This is a genomic window from Lachnospira hominis (ex Hitch et al. 2025), from assembly GCF_040096395.1.
Lineage (GTDB): Bacteria > Bacillota > Clostridia > Lachnospirales > Lachnospiraceae > Lachnospira > Lachnospira hominis.
In genome coordinates this window covers 1-21,888 of record NZ_JBBMES010000025.1, presented here as the reverse complement: position 1 = coordinate 21,888, position 21,888 = coordinate 1, and the positions used below count along the sequence as shown (strand labels likewise).

The 21,888-nt window shown below is 36.5% G+C and carries 22 protein-coding genes; 3 read left to right on the top strand and 19 right to left on the bottom strand.

The window, feature by feature from the left end; genetic code table 11:
* Positions 1–197: 197 nt before the first annotated feature.
* The 10 genes from WMO38_RS14045 to WMO38_RS14000 all read right to left on the bottom strand — a co-directional run bounded on the left by WMO38_RS14045 (position 198) and on the right by WMO38_RS14000 (position 10,586).
* The gene (locus WMO38_RS14045; protein WP_349163112.1) at positions 198–1,289 is read right to left on the bottom strand and encodes a DEAD/DEAH box helicase; all 1,092 of its coding nucleotides are present in this window, start codon (positions 1,287–1,289) and stop codon (positions 198–200) included.
* Positions 1,290–1,706: 417 nt separating this feature from the next.
* A complete protein-coding gene (locus tag WMO38_RS14040; protein WP_349163111.1) occupies positions 1,707–3,836 on the bottom strand; it encodes an AAA family ATPase in 2,130 nt (709 codons plus the stop codon).
* 18 nt (positions 3,837–3,854) lie between these two features.
* Positions 3,855–4,574 (bottom strand): NgoBV family restriction endonuclease, encoded by a 720-nt coding sequence (locus WMO38_RS14035; RefSeq protein WP_349163110.1) that lies wholly within the window; start codon positions 4,572–4,574, stop codon positions 3,855–3,857.
* Complete coding sequence (locus WMO38_RS14030) at positions 4,574–5,290, bottom strand: NgoBV family restriction endonuclease (RefSeq protein WP_349163109.1); 717 nt, start codon at positions 5,288–5,290, stop codon at positions 4,574–4,576. The genes WMO38_RS14035 and WMO38_RS14030 overlap by 1 nt, the downstream gene beginning before the upstream one ends.
* 94 nt (positions 5,291–5,384) lie before the next feature.
* Positions 5,385–6,854 (bottom strand): DNA (cytosine-5-)-methyltransferase, encoded by a 1,470-nt coding sequence (gene dcm / locus WMO38_RS14025; protein ID WP_349163108.1) that lies wholly within the window; start codon positions 6,852–6,854, stop codon positions 5,385–5,387.
* Positions 6,855–6,947: 93 nt separating this feature from the next.
* A complete protein-coding gene (locus tag WMO38_RS14020) occupies positions 6,948–8,222 on the bottom strand; it encodes a plasmid recombination protein (RefSeq protein ID WP_349163107.1) in 1,275 nt (424 codons plus the stop codon).
* Positions 8,223–8,530: 308 nt separating this feature from the next.
* Positions 8,531–8,908 (bottom strand): TnpV protein, encoded by a 378-nt coding sequence (locus tag WMO38_RS14015; RefSeq protein WP_349163106.1) that lies wholly within the window; start codon positions 8,906–8,908, stop codon positions 8,531–8,533.
* 30 nt (positions 8,909–8,938) lie between these two features.
* Entirely contained in the window at positions 8,939–9,310 is a 372-nt protein-coding gene (locus WMO38_RS14010) for a plasmid mobilization protein (protein ID WP_349163105.1), read from the bottom strand.
* A complete protein-coding gene (locus tag WMO38_RS14005; RefSeq protein WP_349163104.1) occupies positions 9,294–10,388 on the bottom strand; it encodes a site-specific integrase in 1,095 nt (364 codons plus the stop codon). The genes WMO38_RS14010 and WMO38_RS14005 overlap by 17 nt, the downstream gene beginning before the upstream one ends.
* Positions 10,389–10,586, bottom strand: coding sequence for a DNA-binding protein (locus WMO38_RS14000; protein WP_349163103.1), 198 nt, complete (start codon positions 10,584–10,586; stop codon positions 10,389–10,391).
* A 218-nt stretch (positions 10,587–10,804) separates the two neighbouring features.
* Between WMO38_RS14000 and WMO38_RS13995 the strand changes: the two genes are divergently transcribed.
* The 3 genes from WMO38_RS13995 to WMO38_RS13985 are packed head-to-tail and all read left to right on the top strand — an operon-like array spanning position 10,805 to position 12,989.
* Positions 10,805–11,446, top strand: a complete 642-nt coding sequence (locus WMO38_RS13995; RefSeq protein WP_349163102.1) for a helix-turn-helix domain-containing protein — start codon at positions 10,805–10,807, stop codon at positions 11,444–11,446.
* Between the two features lie 51 nt (positions 11,447–11,497).
* Entirely contained in the window at positions 11,498–12,199 is a 702-nt protein-coding gene (locus WMO38_RS13990) for an EcsC family protein (protein WP_349163101.1), read from the top strand.
* Between the two features lie 16 nt (positions 12,200–12,215).
* Positions 12,216–12,989: a toll/interleukin-1 receptor domain-containing protein gene (locus WMO38_RS13985; protein ID WP_349163100.1), complete on the top strand. Its 774-nt coding sequence runs from the start codon at positions 12,216–12,218 to the stop codon at positions 12,987–12,989.
* A gap of 122 nt (positions 12,990–13,111) precedes the next feature.
* Here WMO38_RS13985 and guaA read toward each other — a convergent pair whose 3' ends face one another.
* From guaA to WMO38_RS13940, 9 genes are all read right to left on the bottom strand, one after another.
* The gene (guaA, locus tag WMO38_RS13980) at positions 13,112–14,686 is read right to left on the bottom strand and encodes a glutamine-hydrolyzing GMP synthase (protein WP_186835966.1); all 1,575 of its coding nucleotides are present in this window, start codon (positions 14,684–14,686) and stop codon (positions 13,112–13,114) included.
* 194 nt (positions 14,687–14,880) lie between these two features.
* Entirely contained in the window at positions 14,881–15,327 is a 447-nt protein-coding gene (locus tag WMO38_RS13975; protein ID WP_349163099.1) for a transcriptional regulator, read from the bottom strand.
* A 171-nt stretch (positions 15,328–15,498) separates the two neighbouring features.
* On the bottom strand, positions 15,499–17,049 hold the full coding sequence (locus WMO38_RS13970; RefSeq protein WP_349163098.1) for a recombinase family protein: 1,551 nt from the start codon (positions 17,047–17,049) through the stop codon (positions 15,499–15,501).
* Positions 17,042–18,724, bottom strand: a complete 1,683-nt coding sequence (locus WMO38_RS13965) for a recombinase family protein (RefSeq protein WP_118142705.1) — start codon at positions 18,722–18,724, stop codon at positions 17,042–17,044. Before WMO38_RS13965 ends, WMO38_RS13970 begins: the two co-directional genes overlap by 8 nt.
* Before the next feature lies 1 nt (position 18,725).
* A complete protein-coding gene (locus WMO38_RS13960) occupies positions 18,726–20,417 on the bottom strand; it encodes a recombinase family protein (RefSeq protein WP_349163097.1) in 1,692 nt (563 codons plus the stop codon).
* Positions 20,418–20,557: 140 nt separating this feature from the next.
* A complete protein-coding gene (locus tag WMO38_RS13955) occupies positions 20,558–20,806 on the bottom strand; it encodes a DUF6870 family protein (protein WP_055261538.1) in 249 nt (82 codons plus the stop codon).
* Between the two features lie 82 nt (positions 20,807–20,888).
* Complete coding sequence (locus tag WMO38_RS13950) at positions 20,889–21,275, bottom strand: type II toxin-antitoxin system PemK/MazF family toxin (protein WP_117915205.1); 387 nt, start codon at positions 21,273–21,275, stop codon at positions 20,889–20,891.
* Between the two features lie 5 nt (positions 21,276–21,280).
* Positions 21,281–21,448 (bottom strand): hypothetical protein, encoded by a 168-nt coding sequence (locus tag WMO38_RS13945; protein ID WP_216565117.1) that lies wholly within the window; start codon positions 21,446–21,448, stop codon positions 21,281–21,283.
* The gene (locus WMO38_RS13940) at positions 21,420–21,740 is read right to left on the bottom strand and encodes a polysaccharide deacetylase (protein ID WP_118375530.1); all 321 of its coding nucleotides are present in this window, start codon (positions 21,738–21,740) and stop codon (positions 21,420–21,422) included. Before WMO38_RS13940 ends, WMO38_RS13945 begins: the two co-directional genes overlap by 29 nt.
* Between the last annotated feature and the right edge of the window lie 148 nt (positions 21,741–21,888).

The following is a 21,888-nucleotide window of genomic DNA, read 5'->3' as shown; positions in this document are numbered from 1 at the left end:
AATCAGCTGATGGAATATTCCATCTCAAGTGCTAATTTAGTCCTCACTAAATGTTTTTGATATAAAATTGTACCTAATCTAAGCGCACAGATTCACTCTCAGACTGATTGTGGACATCTGTGATGCTGACTTGAATTTTCGGTTTAATATTGCAGCGCTGCCCTATCTTTACCGCTAAAATGGTATAAAAATAAGGACTAAATTAGTGCTAACCCCTTGATTTTACTGGGTTTCTCTAACTTTGTCCTTATTATAACGCGCTCATCATCAAAAATAATACAATCAAATGCATTTTTATCATATTGAAGCAAATGTTCATCCCTATTTAACGTCTGAACAGTAGCAAATACATAATCCGCTTCATATTCATGATAACCTGCACCAACCAAACCCATAGAAACAGATTTTGCAAACACCTTCTCATAAGATTTCTTAGTCTGTCTTGCAAGCTGTCCTCTATGAACTAAAAATAAAACTTTTTTAAATCCAAGCTCTCTCATTGCAAATGCAGAAGCATAAGTCTTACCTGTTCCTGTCGCCGATATAAGAAGTGCCCTGTCCTCTCCTTCTTCTAAAATCTTCTTAAGATTTGTAATAAATCCAATCTGCATGCTGTTTGGCTTTAGCTTGTATTTTTCAAGCGATACAACATTATCAATCCTCGCAATATCTCTCTGATGTTTAATAATTTCATATTGTTCTTTATAATTCCTATAAAATTCATTAAAATCTAAGGCATAACTAGAATTCCATAATCTATTGAATTCATCAACTATTTCCTTCGCTATCTTCCCTTGCTGCGTTGATACAAGCTTAGTATTCCACTCATGATTGCTGGTAAGTGCTGCACTTGTTATATTCGAACTTCCAATGATAATACGATATACTTCATCTGTTTTAAAAATATATCCTTTTGTATGAAATCCTTCATCCGCCTCTTGTACGTCATACATTTTTAATGTAATATTTGATAATCCATTAAGCTTCTCCAACGCTTTAGGTTCGCTAAAATTCAAATAATTAGTTGTGAGAATTTCACCTGGAATATTTTTCTTTTCCAAATCTTTAAATGTCTGAAGTAATGGTGTGATTCCGCTCATAGTAATAAATGCAACACTTATCTGAAACTTATCACATCTTAACAGCTCATCTTCAATCGAAGATAAAACTTTCTTACCAGATTTATAATTATTCGATACAAACTGAGGACAATAAAAACTGTCAGAAGCAACAGAACCATCTATGTATGCAGTTTCTAATCCTAATCGTAATTCATTTATTTTATCCATATTGATGACATCCATTCAATTAATATTTATTGTATCTATTATATTATTTATTGTAATATGTTGCAATGAAAGTATCCGTTTTTCTGAAGTATCCTCATCATGTTCTGATAACTTTCATCCTGCAAAGCCAGATAATTAATCATAATATCTACATCAACTCTTCCTCACATGACCCTCAATGGGTATCATATAGGTATCTCGACAAAAGAAAAAGCCCCATAAATGGCTTGTTTACGCCATTTATGAAGCTCTGTTTACTATTCAAACTCCTCTTTACAAAGTTGTTGTATGGTGTTTTTCGTTGGTTTTGATGGTAGAAACCAGGGAGTTTTGTCTGATTTATACCTGTTGCATAGATTTTTAGGGGATTGTATTGTCATTTTGTTGTCATTGCATATTTCTTATCTTGCACGCATGCTATGCTTTGGTATATGTTTTCTTCATATAATCATCAATAGCATTAACGATATATTCTGGAACAGTTTCATATTTCACCATATCAAGATAATATGCATAGTCGTTCTCAATATGATAACTCTCATTTATAAATTTTACCAGCACATCCTCTTCCTTAATCTCCTTACATGGATTAACCTCAAAAAGTGCCCTAAATAGTTGTATTTTTAAATACTCATTGGTTTCTGCAAAATATAGCTCTGATAGCTTTTCTTCATTATATATCTCATTAAACAATTTAGAGTAATCAAAATCATCTATCCACTTTTTAATTTCTGCACATCCTGCTTGCACCTCGTTCTGTGGCATATCAGTATTATCCATATACCTGCACTTATCACGACCATGAATCAAGGAAGATAGAACATTATAGGCATCCAAATGATTTTCTACACCATTGTGTTCATAGTATTTTCGCAAAAAAGCGATTCGGTGGACAACACCTAAAGTATCATCTGTAACATAACTTGCCAATGCTTGTACCACCGGCTTAATATCTTGTTTGAAATCTATCTCTAATTCCTTTAATATTCCCTTACTATTTTTTATAAACATAGTATTTAAAGCCTCTGCTGGCAACTTTCCTACCACACCAAAATCAATTATTGGTTCAAAGTCGTGAGTCAGCATTAATACTGTCTGTTTATAAAAACTTCTTGGCAAAGCACCACTTTGTTTAGAAAACATTCTATGAATTATCGCATACTTTTTATTTGTATCAAAAGAAGAAATGGGATCATCCAAAACCACAAGCTCCGCATTTTCACTGATGGCATAAAACATAAATAACACCAATGAAAATGCATTTCTTTCGCCCCAACTCAAATGATTCCTAATATTATCTACTTGCACTGATTCCTTATCATGTACATATTGCAAAGTTGCTATTGCTTGTCCACTTTCATCTAAATTAATCCCTACACGATAGGCTATACCAGCAGATTCAAGAAAATCATTTATATCCTTTTGTGACGTTGAAATTGTTTTCTTCAGCACACTTTGTAACTTACCTATTGCCGCTTTAATAGCCTGAGCTTCTTTTCTTAATTCTTCAATAGAATTATTAATCAAATCAACTATTGCAAAAAATTCGTCATTAGAAAAGAAATTAAAAATTGTTTTTTCTAATTTCATGTTCTCTAATACCTTGTCTATATCATTAATGTCAGATTGTCTAAATACATTTTTATCAAATGACGAAATCTTATTAAGTTGATTTGATATATGTACATATTCATTCATAAATGCCTTTAAAATTGCACTTATTGCACTCTCTTCTTTCTCTTCCTTTATACATGCAATAATAGAATCAAATTTATCATCTGGCATATATTTATGAAAATTTTCAAATAAATCCAACATATTCTTCAAATTCTGTGCATCTGACTTTTTGTATGTCTCTTTGAATGTTTTCTTTTCTTCGTCAAACTCAGTTTTTAATTCATCTGAACAGTAGGGACATATTCCCTTTGTATCAAACGAATCACCTTTTGACTTCCAATCAATCCAACTAATACAAATTTGGTCATCTGATATTATTGGACTATATTTTTTTAATTTTTCTGGAATGTTATACACATTATTTTTCTTTATGATAGCCTTATAATTCGTATTATTCTTTATGCTACTTCCAGTAGCATTCAACTCAAGTTTTCCCATAAAAGCAGAAATATCGCCTTTTAATTGGATTATCTGTGGTTTTGTATCAATATCAACCTTCAATTTAGTCAATCGACTATCTAATTCAGCTCTTTTTTGTTCATAGTCTGGTGTTCTGATAAATACATCAAATGCATTATCAATCACTTTACTTTCCTTAAATACCATATTATTGACAAATTCTTCATTAAATACCTTAACCACTCGTATGTTCTTACTTAGATTAATTGTAGGAACAACCTCGTCACCGCTGCCAAACGGCTTCAACTCGGTCAAATCTTTTCCCTGACTTATCAAAGAAATTGCTGTTGATAATGATGATTTCCCAGTTCCATTCATTCCATATTTTATATTGAGTTTATTTTCCTCTAAAGTCAATTCACCATGCGAAATATTGTTGCAATTTTCTATAGTGATTTTAATCTCTCCCATGAAATTCCTTCTTTCTTCCTATTTACTCAATATTCTATCATAATCTAGTATCTCTGCTTTCTTAAACTTGTTATAGTTCGCTACAATTTTCTTCAACCATTCCTCCTGCTTCTTCTTTGTTTTTTCTATCTCCGCATACTCGATATACAATGCATGTAAATAATCTTCGACATCTGTAAATTCAGCTTTCGGATTTGGTTTTTTCATTCCAATAGGTCTAATTGTGGTTACTTGATTATTTTTCACTTGTCTACTCAATCTGTAGGGTGATGTAATCTCTTTCCCTGCTACCTGCCATATTTTTCTCAACCATATGTCCCTAATAATAATATTACCTGTCACACTATCCATAACATAATGGATAATCAAATAATCCATATCTAACTTATAAGCCTCATCGGGTAATGTATTGCATACCCCTCTTACATTCCCCAAGTCAAATGCTGCAGATTTACCATACACTTTAACCTCAAGCAAATCTTTATTATCACTTTTTTCATTCAAAAAGTAGTCTGGTGATTCTTGCGATTTTTGTGCTCTATAATATATATTTTTTTCATCCATATATGCACTCAACCATTCTTCAATTATCTGTCCTACTGAACTTGGTCTCATAATCTGCTTTTGAATATTTAAGCTCCCTGTTTTTAATTCAAAATTTGCATTAATCTTTCCTGTTGCACCAACAATACCATCTATTTGTAATTGTTTCAATAATTTTTCTGCTTTCGTTGCCATTACTTATTAATTCCTTTCACATATGCCATTATCCTATTACTCATATCTTCACCAGAATATTTTTCATATTCCACAATTACACTATCCAGCCATGCTTTAGACACTTTCGTCTGATTACTTTCGCTTAAATGCGTCTGGTATAATGCAGCAATAAATTCTTCCTTACATGAAAACGGTTTTAATGTTCCTCGGCTATTTTCTTTCCAGTTTGCCGGTCTTATATTATAAATTTGGCCTTTTTTCCTTTGGCATTTTAGTGCAAAATCCTGAGCTGGACCGGTTATCTCCCATACTTTCTTACACCACATATCCTTTATTGAAATGTTTCCTTCATCATCACTTATGTATGCAAAAATCAAATAATCACTATCCAAGCGCCATGGTTTTTCCTTCAAAGAATCCACATACCCAAAATAATTAGCCACATCAAATGCAGCATTTCGCGTTGCATAATATGTTTTCATCTCACATAAAGCTTCTGTATCGGATTCGGACAAATAAAAGTCAGGAAAAGTTTGGCCTTGTGCACTTCTAAAATAAATATCATTTTCTCTCAAAAATTGCCCTAACCACTCTTGTAAAGCATTACCTATAATGTCATTCTGTTTAATAACCACTTCTGTTCCATTTAAGGATATTTTAATTTGCCCGATAGCCTCATCAATATTTCGCTCTTTTAATAAATCAATAATTCCTTGTGCACTTATATATTGCATACTATCACCACCTAAAAATACTTTTGAAAATAGATGTAGATATTATACCATATTTATCCATATTTTGCATCAAAAAGAAAAGCATTAAAGAGGACTAAGCCCTCTTTAATGCCATAGCTACTCTTTCAGAAATTGCTGCAATTACTGGAACGCATACCGTATTACCTAACAAGTCGAATGCCTCATTCTCTTTCAAAATACTTAAATCATACTCATCTGGATTATATCCACATAATCTTTGTCCTTCTCGTATTGAAAGTTTCCTTAATCCTCCGTTATCAACAACTCCTAACTTTGACACATCCATCGCTACCAATGTTGGCACCATTTCATTAGGTGATAAAATTTTTGAAAACTCAAACGAAAGTTTACCAGATACAATGTTATAACCTTTAGGTTTTGATGTATCAGGTTTACGTTGCCCATCTTCTAATTTCTTTGGATGCTCATATTTTAAATATCCTTTTTTTACCAAATCATCCAACATTGTTTTTAGATTTTTATTATTATAAAATGTTTCTATTTGTTCAACCGTCAGAGGCATACCATCCATCCATTCTATTCCGATTTCTTTCGCCCACTTCTTTTTTCTTCTTTCACAAAGCAACGCATTTAATAAATCTCTCTGTTGCTTTGTTGTTTTTCCCTTTAAATCAATATCCCATGAATGAATATTATCCTTCCCTCCTCTTTTATCTTTTATTGATTTTCCAACAACTTCGTCAGGAGAATAATTATTGAATAATTTTTTTGTAAAAGTACTCTCAATTATTGGCAATCCTCTTTCCATTATATCCGAAAAAGTTGCTGTGCTCTTTTCAAAGTTTTCCAAATCAACTTTTTCATTCAATGTGCCAACTATATATATTCGCTTTCTACTCTGTGCCAACCCAAAATATTGCGAATCTAGCACCTTATAGTTAACCTTATAACCAAGACCTTTTAATTTAGCTATTATTACATTTAATGTGTTACCATTATCATGATTAACCAATCCTTCAACGTTTTCAAGTAAAAAAGCCTTTGCCGGTTTTCCTATTCCCTTCTTTTCTTTAAGAATTCTTTCTATTTCAAAAAAAAGTGTTCCTCTGGTGTCTGAAAATCCTAATCCTTTTCCAGCTGAACTGAATGGCTGACACGGAAAACCAGCTAAAAGAACATCAAAATCAGGAATGTCCTTTGTTTTTATTTGTGTGATATCTCCATAAATCTTTTCATTTCCAAAATAATTTTGATATGCCTTTATAGCATACTTCTTGATTTCCGATGTAAATACACATTTTGCATGAAGCCCCTGTTTTTTTAATCCCTGCTCAAATCCTAACCGAATCCCTCCTAATCCTGCAAATAAATCAATAATTTTGACTGTATCAGCCTCTTCTTCCTTTTGTTTTTCTATTTCAAGAGAAATTAAATTTGCACATCTTTCAGAGAAGGAAGCTCCTACACCATAGTTTTCTATATCTTCTTGCTGTTCTTTCGTCAAATATATTTTACATCCTATTTTTTTCTCTGCTACAGGAATAGCTTTTCTACCAACCTTTTTTTCTTTTTCTGCTATCATACATCTGCCTCCTTCTTTACATTTTACTATATCACTTTTCTCTGCATTTCTCAACCCTCTAAATTCTCTTTTTAAGGTTCCAATCTTTCTTTTTTACCTTCCTCTCCCCACATCCTTGACCTTCTCTCCAATCCACTCCATAAACTTCTCCAACAGATTAATCCCGCCAATCACAAACTGTTTCATAAACTCATATGCCTTCTCCAGTTTCTCCTTTAGGCTACGATTTTCCTCCTGCAATATCTGATTCTGATATCTCAGTTCTATCACCTGCTCTTTCAGATAATCGTCGCCATCGACCGCTCTCAGAAGTTCCTTCTTAAGCCTTTCCGCCTCCTCCAGTTCAAATTGTGCCTGCTCAGTCTGCCATTTTGCAGTATCCGATATTATCATCCACTTGTCAGCCTCTTTTTGCACCGCCTCCATTTCCTTCTGTTTATCTGAGAGCTTATCTACATTCTCATAATATTCCGCCCGTAATTCTGAATTCTTTAAGCGTAAATCCGTTGTTTCTGACTGTAATTTCTGTTTTTCCGCTATGGTATCATCCAGCTTCTTTTGAGCCTCAGACTGTTCTTTTCTAAAACCATCTCGCTTACTTTCAATTTCTTTTTCCAGAGACTCAATCCGTTCCTCTTTTAATTCCAGAACAACCTGTGCGCCCTCCAACTCCTCCTCAAGTGCAGCCACTTCTTTTGCCCGTTCCTGCTTTTTATAATCCAGTACGAATAAATGCTTATTGTGTGTATCTTTCTTTTTCCAGTCAATTCCATACCGGCTCATAATAAGAGCAATATCCTCTTTCTCTGCCTCCGCCCACTGCTTCCATTCAGTGTTTCCTTTGCCTTCACTTACAAATCCTCTGGTAGCAAGTGCAGCCTTAAGACTTGTCTTTGTCTCCAAGCCTCTCTTGCAGCCGGATACCCAAGGGATAAAATTCAGATGCAAATGTGGCGTTTCTTCATCCAGATGAATATAGGCACCAATCACATAAAGCTGTGGATTGCGAAATTGAAACTTTTTCACATAATCCTTCAGCACCCATGTTGCAACCTCAGCAGAATAACTACCTACTCCTGTATCATCCCTATTGCCTATCTGAACGATAACCTCATAAAATAATTTTTCCTGCTTGCTTCGAGAAATTTTGTCATAATAACTCTTAATTTGCCTGTCCTTGCGTTTCTGTTTTGCATTGTATTCCTTAAGCGCCTTGTCAAACAATTTATGATAAGCCTGCTTAATATCCTCATGGATAAGCGTGATATTATTCTTGGTACGGCTGGCATCTACATTGTCAGCTATAAATCTTCTTATGTTGTGCCCGATGGAACCTTCCCCATTCATAAAACTGATAGTTCTTTCCATTGTCAAAATCCTCCTCTTTTGGTATGTATATAGGCACCTCCTTCTTATCCGTAATGAGTGCCGGATACGGCACGAAACAGCAGATTTCCCTGGGAAGGTTTTGTTACTTTTGTCAAAAGTAACGCAAAAGCACTTTTGACAGCTTCGCCATCAAAAATGCAGACCCGCAAGCGGGTTTTGCGCTCCTCGCCGGAGTGGCTGTACGGCTCTCCCCACCGGATAAAGCTCCCTTTCGGGAGCTTATAAGTTGCGGATACGCGACATATTATTTACCAGCCACAGTTCCGATACAGAACTCCACTTATCCCCTAATGAAAACAGTTCACCACATCATGCAGAACTACTTCCTCTGCTATCATTCTTGCCTGAGTTCGTAGCTGATACATTTCCACAAAAGAATTCGCATGCTTTGGTTTATGTTTACGCAACCACTCATTTTCAATATCCTCCAGCAATTCATAAGCCACTTCATTTACCTCGGTTGCTTTAACATATAATTCTCCAAATCGTACCATACTTCTGTATCGCTGCGGATATTCCTTCTGTATGTAACCCATCCACATACGACCATATTTTCCAACATCTGTAATATTTTCCTCTCCACCTAATGTAATCAACGGATAAAAAATGCCCTCTTTTTCTATGTATTTCACACCTAATTTTTCAAATAATGTTTCTTCGCTCATAGCAGTCACTTCCTTTATACAAAATATCTGTTATTCCTCATTTGGTACTGTAAGTTGTTTCATATCTGCCAATGTTCTCGGTTGTTCCTTGAAGCCTTCCAATATTTCCAGCATGGAGCGGATGGGAGTAAGTAACTCCCCATCCATGTCCGATGCCTTTTCTATCCGCTCAAGCTCGTGCTCAATCCTTTGCAGGTTCTGCCGGAATTGCACCAGCATCAACGGATTACCAGTGGCAACCACCTTTTGATGAAGAACACTCTGGATTATATAATCCTGCTTGGTACGAAATCCGCAGAGCTTCACTCTGTTATTCAGCTCCTCGTTTTCCTCCGGTGACATGCGGAATGCTATTGTCACATTCCGCCATCTGTTTTTATCATCTCTATTCTTTTCTGACATTGACTAACGCCTCCCTTTCTGTTTCCAGTTGTGCTGCCATATCCGTCTGCACCGTTGGAAATAAATGTGCATAATGATATGTGATATCTACCGCCTCATGTCCGACTCTTTCACCTATTGCCAATGCAGAAAATCCTAAATTGATTAGCAATGAAATGTGCGAGTGTCGCAATCCATGAATCCGGATTCTTTTTACTCCTGCAAGCTTTGCACCTCTATCCATCTCGTGATGCAGATAACTTTTTGAAATAGTGAAAATTCTGTCATCATCCTTTATTCCATAAAGGCTGCTTATAAAATCCTCCATCTCTACAGCAAGAAAATCCGGCATGACAATGGTTCTGTTACTCTTTGGAGTTTTCGGGTCTGTAATCACATCTTTGCCTTCCAGTCTCTGATATGACTTGTTAATCCGGAGTGTTTTCTTTTCAAAATTAAAATCCGCTGGAGTCAAGGCAAGCAGCTCACCTTCACGAATGCCTGTCCAATAAAGCATTTCAAATGCATAATAGGAAATAGGCTTATCTGCCACGCACTCCAAAAATGCCTGAAATTCCTCCTGTGTCCAGAACTCCATCTCCTTATTTTCTTCTTTCCCCATAGTTCCGGCTTTTCGTGCCACATTATCTTTCAGACCATACATATTTACCGCATGATTTAATATGGCACTGAGCTGATTATGAATGGTTTTCAGATAGGTAGGGGAGAATAACTCCCCATTATCCTTTTTCAGCTTCATAATCTCATTTTGCCACTGGATGACATCTGATGTCCGAATATCATCCAGTTTTCTTTTCCCGAAATAAGGCAGAATCTTTGTCTCAATAATGTGCTTCTTTGTCAGAAAAGTATTGCGTTTTATTCTTGGTTCTAAATCCGTCAGATAAATATCCACAAAACTTTTGAAACTCATACTGATACTCTGATCCTCTTTCAGTTTGAAATTCCTCTCCCATTCAAGGGCTTCGCTCTTCTTGGCAAAGCCCCTCTTGGTTTTCTGTTTTCTTGCTCCGGTCAAATCCTTATAATAGGTTCTCACCTCCCACATTCCGGTCTTATTATTCTTGATAACCGCCATCTATCCCACCTCCTTATCCGTAGATAGCCCGTAGATTCGTTTCAGAAAATACTGTGTACTGACACGTCCTTTTATTGTCACGAATCCATCCGCCTCAAGTTCTGCATTCAGCCGTCGTATCAGTTTATAGGAATACGATAGTGAAACTCCCAGCATTTCCATGACGTCTTGCGCGGCCAAAAATCTCTTGTTCTCCATAAGCTAATGCCTCCTCTCTTTTGTTTTATTATTCAGTTCATTTCTGAACTGTTTTGTTGTATTTTATATTAGCAGTTCATTTTTGTACTGTCAATAATTTTTAGTAAAAACATTTCACTTTTGCACTGTTGATGTTATAATGTACACAGATGCATGGTTTGTACCTCGTATCTTCATGCATTCTACAACACTCATTCCACGAATAAGGAGCAGTAAAAATGGGCGAGAAATTCACCAGTCGGGTAGGCTATTTGATTCGAAATTTCAGAATTGCATCTGATATGACGCAAAAGGAATTAGCAGATAAATGTGGATTAAACGAATCCACTATCAGAAACTATGAGCTCGGAAACAGATATCCGGATGAAGCAACTTTATTAAATATTGCAAACAATCTAGGAGTCAGCTTTTATGCATTATCTGACCCTGATGTAGCAAATATATTCAGTGCACTTCATGTACTGTTTGACATGGAATGGGCATATGGACTACGACCTACTATGAAAGATGGAGAAGTATGCTTCAAATTTGAAGAGCGACTCCCAAGTGCCGGTCCCCGTCCACAGGAAGACCTTGATAACTTCCGAAAGATGATTGAGTATTGGGCACGCTTTCGAGACAAGCTTGAAGATGAAGAAATATCAGAAACGGAATATTACCTCAAAGAGATAAAATACCCAATGAACCCAACAGACCCGAATAAAGAATATACTGTATCGCTAAATCTTGATGATGACGACCAGCTACTGGTTCAAAATATGGATGAATATGACGATGCAGAAGAAACTGCTGAATTGTTAAAAGACTTGTTTCCGGATTTCTCTTATGTGAAGAGGAAAAGGAAACCGAAGAAGGAGTAACCTTCGCGAAATTTACATTGTCTCTAAAAAAGATAAAGGAGAATTCAACATATGGAAATGAATCAAAATCAAATAATGGAACTATTGGATACATTATATGAAAAATCCATAAACGGCATCCCTAAAGTCAGTCAACCTATTGATGTTTTAGCCAATGATTACTTATCAAAAAATAATTCAACAGAAAAAGCAGCAAGACAATTTGTAAATTATCAAGTTGCTAAATGTACAACTTCGGGATTTGTAACCGGATTAGGCGGACTTATTACATTACCCGTTGCCATTCCTGCAAATGTCAGCAGTGTGATGTATGTTCAAATGCGTATGATTGCCTGCCTTGCATATATGGGTGGTTATGATACTCATAGCGATCAGGTGCAAACATTAGTTTATGCTTGCCTTGCAGGCATTTCTATTGATCAAATAATCAAACAAGCTGGCATAAAATTTGGAACTAAATTTACAACTGCCATGGTAAAAAAGATTCCCGGTACTGTATTAACAAAAATCAATCAGAAGGTAGGCTTTAGATTTCTAACCAAATTTGGAGAAAAGGGAATTATCAATATTGCTAAATTAGTCCCTGTTGTTGGCGGCGTCATTGGTGGAGGATTTGATTTAGTAGAAACCAAAGTTATTGCAAACAGAGCATACAAAATGTTTATTAATGGGGATTTTAGTGTTTTGAATGATAAAGACGATAAAAAAACAATTGAGACCAATATAGATATTGTCGATATAACTGAAAAATGAATTAGGAGGTAATAAAATGATCTTTATTAGTCACACAGCCAAAGACAAGGCAATTGTGGAACCAATAGCCTTAAGATTAGCACAAGTTTATGGGCAAAATAATGTCTTTTATGATAGTTGGTCTATCCAACCTGGAGATGGTATAATTGATAAAATGAACGAAGGATTAACTAACTGTAAATTTTTCTTTTTCTTCGTATCGAAAAATAGTTTACAGAGCAACATGGTTAAATTAGAATGGCAAAATGCAATATTAAAAGCTTCTAATGGTACAGCTAAAATTATTCCTGTTAAATTAGATGACTGTATGATGCCTGCCATATTGCTACAAACCCTATATATAGATGTGTTTGGTAAGGGATTAGAAAATTCCATCAGACAGATGATTGATGTTATTAATGGGACTAATACATTTTCTTCACATAACCAAATATATGAAAATGTACGTGCATATATTACAAAAAACAGTTCTTGCGAAATGATAATAGAATTTCGTGCAGAGACATATATGGAACCAATATCCCGATATGCTATTTTAGTTAAAAACGAAGAGAATGATATTAGTATTACTTGCGAAAGTGATTCAATATTTTCACAGGGATTTAATAAAAACATAACACTAAACAATGGATTAACATGTAACGCTTTAGCAGCATTTACAACAAGAGCAACTTCACCCGAATTCCCATTTAAGGTAAAAGTAACTTCCGTAACGAAAATTGAATTTATTGGTGTAATGCGTGCAGTATCAGAAAATGAATTCCGCATGATACCATATTTAATCAATTAACTCTAAACCAAATTTATATCACTCATTCCACATTTCAAATAAAATTATTGTCATTTGATTGTCACACAACCAAAAAGAAGCCAAGAAGCGCCGCAAATTCGGCATTTCTTGGCTCATGTACCTTATTCAAACTCAATCGTTCCAGGTGGCTTGCTCGTCAAATCGTAAAATACTCGATTGACCCCACGCACCTCGTTTATAATTCGGCTCATGACTGTCTGGAGCACTGCGAATGGAATCTCGGCACTCTCGGCTGTCATGAAATCTATAGTGTTTACGGCACGCAGTGCAACCGCGTAATCGTAGGTTCTCTCGTCACCCATAACGCCGACTGAACGCATGTTAGTGAGAGCTGCGAAATACTGGTTCGGCATCCATGCCGGAGCTTCACCGTTTGCCTTCTTGTATTCGGCTACTGCCTTGTCAACCTCTTCACGATAGATGAAATCTGCATCCTGAACGATACGTACCTTGTCAGCCGTTACTTCACCGATAATTCGGATTCCGAGACCCGGACCCGGGAATGGCTGGCGGAATACGAGATTTTCAGGAATTCCAAGCTCAAGACCAGCTTTTCTTACCTCATCCTTGAAAAGGTTGCGGAGAGGTTCAATAATTTCCTTGAAATCAACGAAATCAGGAAGACCGCCTACGTTGTGGTGAGACTTGATTACGGCTGATTCGCCGCCGAGTCCGCTTTCAACAACGTCAGGGTAAATTGTGCCCTGAGCAAGGAAATCAACAGCACCGATTTTCTTTGCCTCTTCCTCAAATACACGAATAAATTCCTCACCTATAATCTTTCTCTTTGCTTCGGGTTCTGTGACTCCCGCAAGCTTTGAGTAATATCTTTCCTGAGCATTTACTCTTATAAAGTTAAGGTCAAACTGACCATTTGGACCAAATACGCCCTCAACTTCATCACCTTCGTTTTTACGCAAAAGACCGTGGTCTACGAATACACATGTAAGCTGTTTTCCGATTGCTCTTGAGAGAAGTCCGGCCGCAACAGATGAATCAACACCGCCTGAAAGAGCAAGTAAAACCTTGCCGTCGCCGACTTTTTCACGGATTTCCTTAATCGTATTTTCAACAAATGCATCCATTTTCCATGTTCCAGCACAACCGCACACGCCGCGTACAAAATTATGAAGCATCTTTGTACCTTCCTGTGTATGAAGAACTTCCGGGTGGAACTGAATTGCATAGAGATTCTTTTCCTTGCACTCAGCAGCTGCGACAGGACAGTCTGCTGTGTGGGCGATAATCTTAAATCCCGGTGCAACCTGTGAAATATAATCAAAATGACTCATCCACACGATAGTCTTTTCTGAAACATCTCCAAATAAAGCACTGCTCTTATCCACAAAAGTCTCTGTCTTTCCGTACTCACGCACAGGTGCCTTTTCAACCTTTCCGCCAAGAACATGCTGCATAAGCTGTGCCCCGTAACAAAGTCCGAGTACCGGTACTCCGAGTTCAAATAATTCCTTTGTGCATGTAGGCGAACCCTCTTCATAACAACTGTTTGGACCACCTGTAAGGATAATTCCCTTAGGATTCATGGCCTTTATCTGCTCAAGAGGTGTCTTGTAAGAATAAATCTCACAATATACATTACATTCACGGACACGACGTGCAACAAGCTGATTGTACTGTCCGCCAAAGTCTATAACAATAACCTTTTCCTGATTCATATTGTCCCTTTCATATATTGTTTTTCCTAAACCACAAAACACGTATTGCGTGTTCCGACAGTTTCACGGCAGTTGCCAAGTTACAGTGTATACACGAACTTTGCACTCCTTTAATTATTATAGTAAAGTCCGTCGGCAATGACAAGCCACTTTGTAAATAAACTTACAAAAAATCATTTAACTGCGATGTTTTTTTATAATGACGCAACTATTGATGCTGCCAAAAATGCCGCACATGCCAATATAGCGATTATCTTTATGACTTTCATGCTGTTCCTGCATTTTATATTTTTTCTTAAATAAGACAATACTCCCGTAGAATAAAAAACTGCGACAATCAATGCACCCATAGCCAGTCCGAACGAAGTTCCCATAACATAATCATAAACAGGCATGTTATTTTCCGTTCCCAGATTCAGCATCACAAAACCGACAATAATCGAACACAGCCCTACGATACTTATAATTCTGAGTCTTTTAAGTAAAATGCCCTTTTCGTTCTCCGCATAATCCGCAACAAGTTTCAATGTCTCTTTTTCTTCACTGTTCATAATCTCGCTTTTCCTTTCCCCGTCAATAATTTCCCTGATGTCAACATTGTAAAAATCCGCAAGTTCAACCAAAAGACTCAAATCAGGCATATTGCTTCCTGCTCGTGTCAACTCCAGACCAAAAAAAAATTGATTTTTTGTACCCTCAAATATCACTTCCCATTATACCTGCTATTGCAGTATATTGAAAGCAATATTTATACTTGCAGAAGAAAGGAGTGCCACATTTTCTCGGCACTCCAAACTCTGTAACCATCCATCTTACTTGAAAAATGGATCATCTGTATTCCATACAATCTCTATATTGTCCTCTCCATTGATAATCACTTTTTTGATTACCTTCTGGATTTTCTCTCTGTCAAAAGATTCCATATTGATGATACTTTCTAACTGTGTCTCAAACTTACTAGAAGAATTATCTTCTGGCGGTATTTCTGTTTTAAGCTGTTCGATTTCCTGATGCAATTCATCAATCTGCTCCACCATCGCCTTTGAACGCTTGACATACTCTTCTCTTGTGAGCTTGTCATCCTTATAATCAGAATACAACATCATCTTTTTACTGCTGAGGCTCTTCACCTTCTTTTCAAGTGTTGCAATCTTTTCTTCCGGAGATACTTCTTTCGATTTACCGGCTCTCTTTATTCCTTTCTCATCCAGATAAACTGTTGCATACATATTTACAGTTTTCATGATTGCATCTTCAACCTTGGCAATTTCCACCCTGTTGCTTTTGCATGGAGAATTTTCCTCAATTCTGGACGAGTAACAAAGAAGAATGTCACCTTTTACCCTTTTGCTAGGTGCTAAAGCTCTGCCACACACACCACAATAATAAAATGGATTATAGTTTCTCTTACCACGCTTTGAACGAACACATTTTTTTGAATTAGCGTGTGCCATATCAAATAATTCCTGAGTAATAATGGGTTCATGGCAATTTTCTATCACCATCCATTCGTCTTTAGGAACATAGCTTGAAGTGTTATTGCTACCTATCCTCTTCTTAGTTTTATTCCATATCAGTTTTCCAAGATAAACTTCATCGTTTAATATATCCCGGATAGAAGAAGTACTCCACAGACTTTTTACTTCAACTGCATGGAAAAAGTTTCTGCTTCCTTTTCTCTTTTTGTATGCGGATGGTGTATCAATACCCTGAGCATTCAGATAATTTGCCACTTCCGTTTTGCTTTTGCCCTGTGCGGTCAGTTCAAATATCAGCTTAACCACTTCTGCTGCTTCCGGATCGACAATAATCTTATGCTTATCATTTGGGTCTTTGACATACCCATACCTTAACTGACCACTGATGTTCTCACCTTTCAGTATCCTCGTATGCATTGCAGAGCTGACTTTATTGGACAAGTCCCTGCTATAAAGCATATAGATTAAATTCTTAAACGCAACATTCATACCGCCCGTGGAACCATCATAATTATCGCTGTCATAATTGTCATTAACTGCAATAACCCGTACCTGATAAAGTGGAAATATCTGCTCCAGAAGACTACCGACTTCAATATAATCCCTTCCGAGTCGGGATAAATCCTTTACAACAATGCAGGATATTTTATCAGCCCGGACATCCTCCATAAGCTTCATATAATCCGGTCTTTCAAATTTTGTTCCGGTAAATCCATCATCACAGTATTCCTGTACCTTCGTATCCTTAAGCTCCGAATGATTGCCAATAAATGCTTCTAACAATTCCCTCTGACTGGATACACTGTTACTCTCCTCCTTCTGATTTAATGATACATCCTCATCTTCCATAGAAAGGCGAATATACATAGCAGTTATCTTACTCATACAAATCACCTTCTCTCTTATTCTTTACCTGTAACAGTTCTTCCAGACAATCATCATAAACCAGATTTACGGAAATTCTGCCATCTTCAAACACCTGTACCTTGTCAACAAATGCATCTGCCAGCTCTTTGTTAAGCTTTCTGCATTTCAGATATTTATTGATAAGGTTTTCCCAGTCTTCATCAATCTTATAATTCTTTGAATACAGGTTCTGAGATACTAAAAGATTATCAATCTCCTTCTTCAAAGCTTCGCTTTTTAGAAGATACTGCTGTTTTAATGTCAGATATTCGCTCTCATTAATCAAATGTTCTGAGTAATCTCCATATAACTCAGAGAACTTGCGGTTTACTTTCTCCAGTTCCCTGCGCTGTCTGGTAATGGCTTTTTCATACACATCGTATTTTTTCAGTCCGCTGCTTCTTGCATTTAATTCCCGTATCACTTTTAATGCGTCAATACAGCAACGCATATGATTTGAAATCTGAGCAAAGACAGCTTTGTTGACTTCCTCCTGATCAATTTTGTGTCTTGAACATGCCGGATTAATACCATCTGAAAAAGTTCCACAAAAATATACATACGATTTTGTTGTTCTTGGAGAAAGTCTCATTCCCTTGCCACAGTCTCCGCATACGATTTTTCCCTTTAGCAGATTCATTTCATTAGGTGGGTGTTTTGTAAACTCTTTTGCAAAATAAGCATCCGAGATTTCCTTTACTCTTTCCTGTGCCTTTTCAAATGTCTTTTTGTCGATAAGCGGCTCATGCGTATTTTCAACAACGACCCATTCACTTGGATCTGTTGCATGGAGTGGAATATTATTGTATTTCTCAATTACTACTTTCCCATGCACCGCCGAACCAATATAAGCCTGATTTGTCAGTATTGACTTGACTGTTGTTTTGGTCCATACACCATTGGTTCTTACATTCTGCTGATAACCAAGAGATTTTAAATACATCAATGGTGACATTATTCCCTGCTCATTCAGATATTTTGCAATTGGTGTGTAACCTTTGCCATCTAAAAACAATTTATAAATAAGCCTGACATTTCCAGCAGTTGCTTCATCCACAACAATTCTGTTCTTCTCCGTCTTGGATTTCAGATATCCATATGGAGCAAAACCGCACATATATTCATCAGTAGTCCATTTTCTACGATGTGCAGTTGAAACTTTCTTGGAAATATCCTTTGTATAAAACTCATTTACGATATTTTTCAAAGGCATCATAAGGTCTGTGCCCGGTCTGAACGAGTCAAAATCATCCGTAACAGCAATGAATCTTACATTGAGAAAAGGAAACACTCTTTCAATGTAGTTCCCCATCTCCACATAATTTCTTCCAAGTCTCGATAAATCCTTAACAATAATACAGTTAATTCTTCCTGTTTTTGCATCCTCAAGCATTCGCTTAAAATCCGGTCTTTCAAAATTAGTACCGGTAAAGGAAGCATCATAATATTCCTCTTCAATTACAATATCTTCGTGATCTTTGACATAATTCTTCATAAGTTCCATCTGTGTTTCGATTGTCCCTCTCTCAATGTTCTCTTCCTTTTCATGGGACAGTCTTGCATATAATCCAGCCTTAAAAAGTACCTTCTTCTCTTTATCCGGTAAGGCTGTGTTTTCCTGTAGCATCATATTTTTTCTGCTTTTTCTTGCCATATTACACAGCCTCCCTTCTGCTGATATTTAATTGTCCACCCGGTTCTTTATCTACTTGATAACCAAGTTTTTCGACTGATTCTAATAACTTCTTATAACAATCATCAAAGTCAAATACGATTTCAATCTCTTTATTCTCTGAAACCCTTACCTCAGAAATCAGTTTTACAACCACGTCCCTGGTCAGTTCCTTAATATCCTTGTATTCGGTAAAATAATTCATCCAGAGATGCTTATCATCCTTCTCCTCAAAAATTAAAGCAATGTCTCTCTCAATCTGGCGAATTATTTCTTCTCCCTCTTTTGCTTTTTTCAGATATGCCTCATGAAGTTCAAGATATTCTTCTTTAGTAAGAATTCCGTCCTTCATATCTTCATACAGTGAAGTTTTCAGTCTTTTACACTTCTCAACTTCCTCAAGTTTTTTCTGTTTTCTTGCTTCAAGACTTTTTACATCAAGCTGCTGGAAAGGAATTGTTCCAATATAATCAAGTATTTCTTCCAGATTCATTACGTTTTTGATATGAAGCTTTAACATTTCAAGCACCGTATCCTCTAATAACGATACTGATATTGAGTGCTGTGAACACTGCTTTGTCAATTTATGATTAGAGCAGATATAGTAAGCGTATTTCTTATCACCTGCTGTTGTAATTTTTCTTGTCATTGGTGAACCACAGTCTGCACATACTGCAATACCTGAAAGATTATAGACCATATCTGAATCCGGAGATATTCTCGTATCCATTCCCAACAACCTTTGAACAATCTCAAAATCCCTGTCACTAATAATCGGCTCATGATTTTTTTCGATTCTTATCCAGTCAGATTCCGGCTTAACAACCTCCTGCTTCACTTTATGATTTGGTGTCGTTCTTTTGCCTTGAACAAGATTTCCAATGTAAATCTCATTTTCAAGAATCCTGCGGACCGTGACTGAACTCCATACCGATTTTTCATTCTGTAAAAATCCGGTCTGATAACCGCTCCCTGTGCTCTGCTTATATTCCATAGGTGCAAGCACACCCTCATTATTCAACTGTGTTGCTATTGCATCCTGACTCATTCCGTGAAGCTTTAGCCGAAAAATTTCCTTCACAATACCGGCTGCATAAATATCAATAACCAGCTTATGTTTATCATCATCCGATTTTTCATACCCATAGGGAACAAATGCACCGATATACTCACCATTTTTTCTCTTTACATCCAAATGGCTTCGTATCTTTATACTGATATCCCTGCAATATGCATCATTGATCAGGTTTTTAAACGGAATAATAATCTCATCACCCTGTGACTTTCCAGTCACACTGTCATAGTTATCATTGATTGCAATAAACCTTACATCAAGAGCCGGAAATAATCTTTCGATGTATCGACCTGAATCAATATACTCACGTCCAAAACGTGAAAGATCCTTTACCACCACACAATCAATTACTCCTCGCTTAATATCTTCCATCATCGTCTGAAAAGACGGACGGTCAAAATTAGAGCCGGAATAACCATCATCCACATATTCTTTAACTATTCTAATGTCTTTTTTGTCTGCAAGGAAATTTCGGATGAAATCCTTTTGATTTGAAATACTATTACTCTCAGCTTTTGCGCTAGTAGAAACATCGCCATCCTCCTTAGATAATCTAACGTAGATGGCTGCATGATAGATTTTTGAGATTTGTTTACTCATATCGCAACACTCCTTTAAATATTCTACGTCAGATGTACCCAACTAAAATATCAAAGAAAGTTATGCCATATTCATTTAGTCCTTGAACATATCATAGCACAACTCCCTTTCATTTTCCATATGATTCTAAAAAAAAGATTCTAAACTGTAAGCAGCATATTTTTGAAAGCTTCTTCTATGGAAACTCCATTATTGGCAAAGCTTACTTTAACTTTCATCTTTCCCACTCTCATCATATAGGGATTTCCAACTTTTCTTATAAACTTCTGCTGTCTCTTTTCAATCGTATCATTCAGATCAGCATGATAAGATGCCATATCGGGCATTTCATTAATCTTGACATCTCTAAAATCAGTATCAAGCAATGCTCTGTATTCTTCTGCTGTCATAAAATCTATCCCCCTTTCAGTAAAAATGCCACCCATAAAATACAGGTGGCTATGTAACCCGGAGCAAATGCCCCGGTAATATTTAATTGTACTTTTCATATGCCCCAATCTGGATTTTTACACATTCAGTAATCTTATCAAGTAGTTCCGTATCTGAAATTGAAGCAACTACCCTCTCAATCTGAACATTTACATCAATGGATACAATCTGCTCACATAATGCCATACTGTCAAATACTTCAAAATCTGTGTCAGTAACCTTTACCTTTACAGCCGGTATTAGGCAGTGGGTTGGCAGATATTTCTTTTTCCATGTTTTTGTGGACATGGCTACTGCTGTGACAACCGGTGAATACTGATTTGCCTTGTTATTTGAGATAATAATATAAGGTCTTGTATACTTCTGAATGCTCCCTTTACTTACTGACTCCAGATTTGCAATAACAATATCGCCCCTGTTCAGTTTCATCTATGTCATTCCTCCTGTTCCCTGATATATTCTTCTGCCTCATCCTCTGTCGGACAGGCAACAATCCGTTTCCCATGTTCATCAATCACTACTGTTTCGCCCGGAAATATAATCAGTTTTAATTTTCTATTTTCTTCTGTCATATCATTCAAAAGAAATGAGAGCAGGTTCATAGCCCCTGCTCTCTGCATTAATACTGATTCCATGTTCCGCTGCAAGTGTCATTACAGCTTTAATCTCATTAAGTTCCATTGAAATGTCTACCACATCTCTTACTAGCACACAGATAATGGCATCTCTTTCAATATAATATCTTAATCGTTCAACCGCTTTTTTATCTGTATTAAAAATTGTCTCAACAACTTCCATGCCGGACTTTTTTGCATATGCCTCGATACGGTCAGCTGTATCATTTGCATTATTTCTTACAAATATCAGACACTGCTTTTCTTTGGAATCCTGCATATTTCCTCCTATCTGCAAGCTCTGATGTTATGATAGAACTTTGATACCGTATCAAGCACCAGCCTTCTTACATCACTTTCCTGAACAGGCTCTTTGTACATCATCTCATAACACTCTTCAAGTTCTCCATTAATATCCTCCACATAGA

What these genes read in the sequence shown, in the direction of transcription:
- WMO38_RS14020 (WP_349163107.1), bottom strand. Translation starts at nt 8,222, where the DNA reads ATGGAAAGAACTATCAGTTTTATGAATGGGGAAGGTTCCATCGGGCAC.
- WMO38_RS14000 (WP_349163103.1), bottom strand. Translation starts at nt 10,586, where the DNA reads ATGGAGAACAAGAGATTTTTGGCCGCGCAAGACGTCATGGAAATGCTG.
- WMO38_RS14010 (WP_349163105.1), bottom strand. Translation starts at nt 9,310, where the DNA reads ATGTCAGAAAAGAATAGAGATGATAAAAACAGATGGCGGAATGTGACA.
- WMO38_RS13955 (WP_055261538.1), bottom strand. Translation starts at nt 20,806, where the DNA reads ATGACAGCAGAAGAATACAGAGCATTGCTTGATACTGATTTTAGAGAT.
- WMO38_RS13995 (WP_349163102.1), top strand. Translation starts at nt 10,805, where the DNA reads ATGGGCGAGAAATTCACCAGTCGGGTAGGCTATTTGATTCGAAATTTC.
- WMO38_RS14045 (WP_349163112.1), bottom strand. Translation starts at nt 1,289, where the DNA reads ATGGATAAAATAAATGAATTACGATTAGGATTAGAAACTGCATACATA.
- WMO38_RS13985 (WP_349163100.1), top strand. Translation starts at nt 12,216, where the DNA reads ATGATCTTTATTAGTCACACAGCCAAAGACAAGGCAATTGTGGAACCA.
- WMO38_RS14005 (WP_349163104.1), bottom strand. Translation starts at nt 10,388, where the DNA reads ATGGCGGTTATCAAGAATAATAAGACCGGAATGTGGGAGGTGAGAACC.
- WMO38_RS13965 (WP_118142705.1), bottom strand. Translation starts at nt 18,724, where the DNA reads ATGGCAAGAAAAAGCAGAAAAAATATGATGCTACAGGAAAACACAGCC.
- WMO38_RS13940 (WP_118375530.1), bottom strand. Translation starts at nt 21,740, where the DNA reads ATGCAGGATTCCAAAGAAAAGCAGTGTCTGATATTTGTAAGAAATAAT.
- WMO38_RS14040 (WP_349163111.1), bottom strand. Translation starts at nt 3,836, where the DNA reads ATGGGAGAGATTAAAATCACTATAGAAAATTGCAACAATATTTCGCAT.
- WMO38_RS13990 (WP_349163101.1), top strand. Translation starts at nt 11,498, where the DNA reads ATGGAAATGAATCAAAATCAAATAATGGAACTATTGGATACATTATAT.
- WMO38_RS13960 (WP_349163097.1), bottom strand. Translation starts at nt 20,417, where the DNA reads ATGAGTAAACAAATCTCAAAAATCTATCATGCAGCCATCTACGTTAGA.
- WMO38_RS13950 (WP_117915205.1), bottom strand. Translation starts at nt 21,275, where the DNA reads ATGAAACTGAACAGGGGCGATATTGTTATTGCAAATCTGGAGTCAGTA.
- WMO38_RS14035 (WP_349163110.1), bottom strand. Translation starts at nt 4,574, where the DNA reads ATGGCAACGAAAGCAGAAAAATTATTGAAACAATTACAAATAGATGGT.
- WMO38_RS13945 (WP_216565117.1), bottom strand. Translation starts at nt 21,448, where the DNA reads ATGAACCTGCTCTCATTTCTTTTGAATGATATGACAGAAGAAAATAGA.
- WMO38_RS14015 (WP_349163106.1), bottom strand. Translation starts at nt 8,908, where the DNA reads ATGAGCGAAGAAACATTATTTGAAAAATTAGGTGTGAAATACATAGAA.
- WMO38_RS14030 (WP_349163109.1), bottom strand. Translation starts at nt 5,290, where the DNA reads ATGCAATATATAAGTGCACAAGGAATTATTGATTTATTAAAAGAGCGA.
- WMO38_RS13975 (WP_349163099.1), bottom strand. Translation starts at nt 15,327, where the DNA reads ATGCCTGATTTGAGTCTTTTGGTTGAACTTGCGGATTTTTACAATGTT.
- dcm (WP_349163108.1), bottom strand. Translation starts at nt 6,854, where the DNA reads ATGATAGCAGAAAAAGAAAAAAAGGTTGGTAGAAAAGCTATTCCTGTA.
- WMO38_RS13970 (WP_349163098.1), bottom strand. Translation starts at nt 17,049, where the DNA reads ATGAGTAAGATAACTGCTATGTATATTCGCCTTTCTATGGAAGATGAG.
- guaA (WP_186835966.1), bottom strand. Translation starts at nt 14,686, where the DNA reads ATGAATCAGGAAAAGGTTATTGTTATAGACTTTGGCGGACAGTACAAT.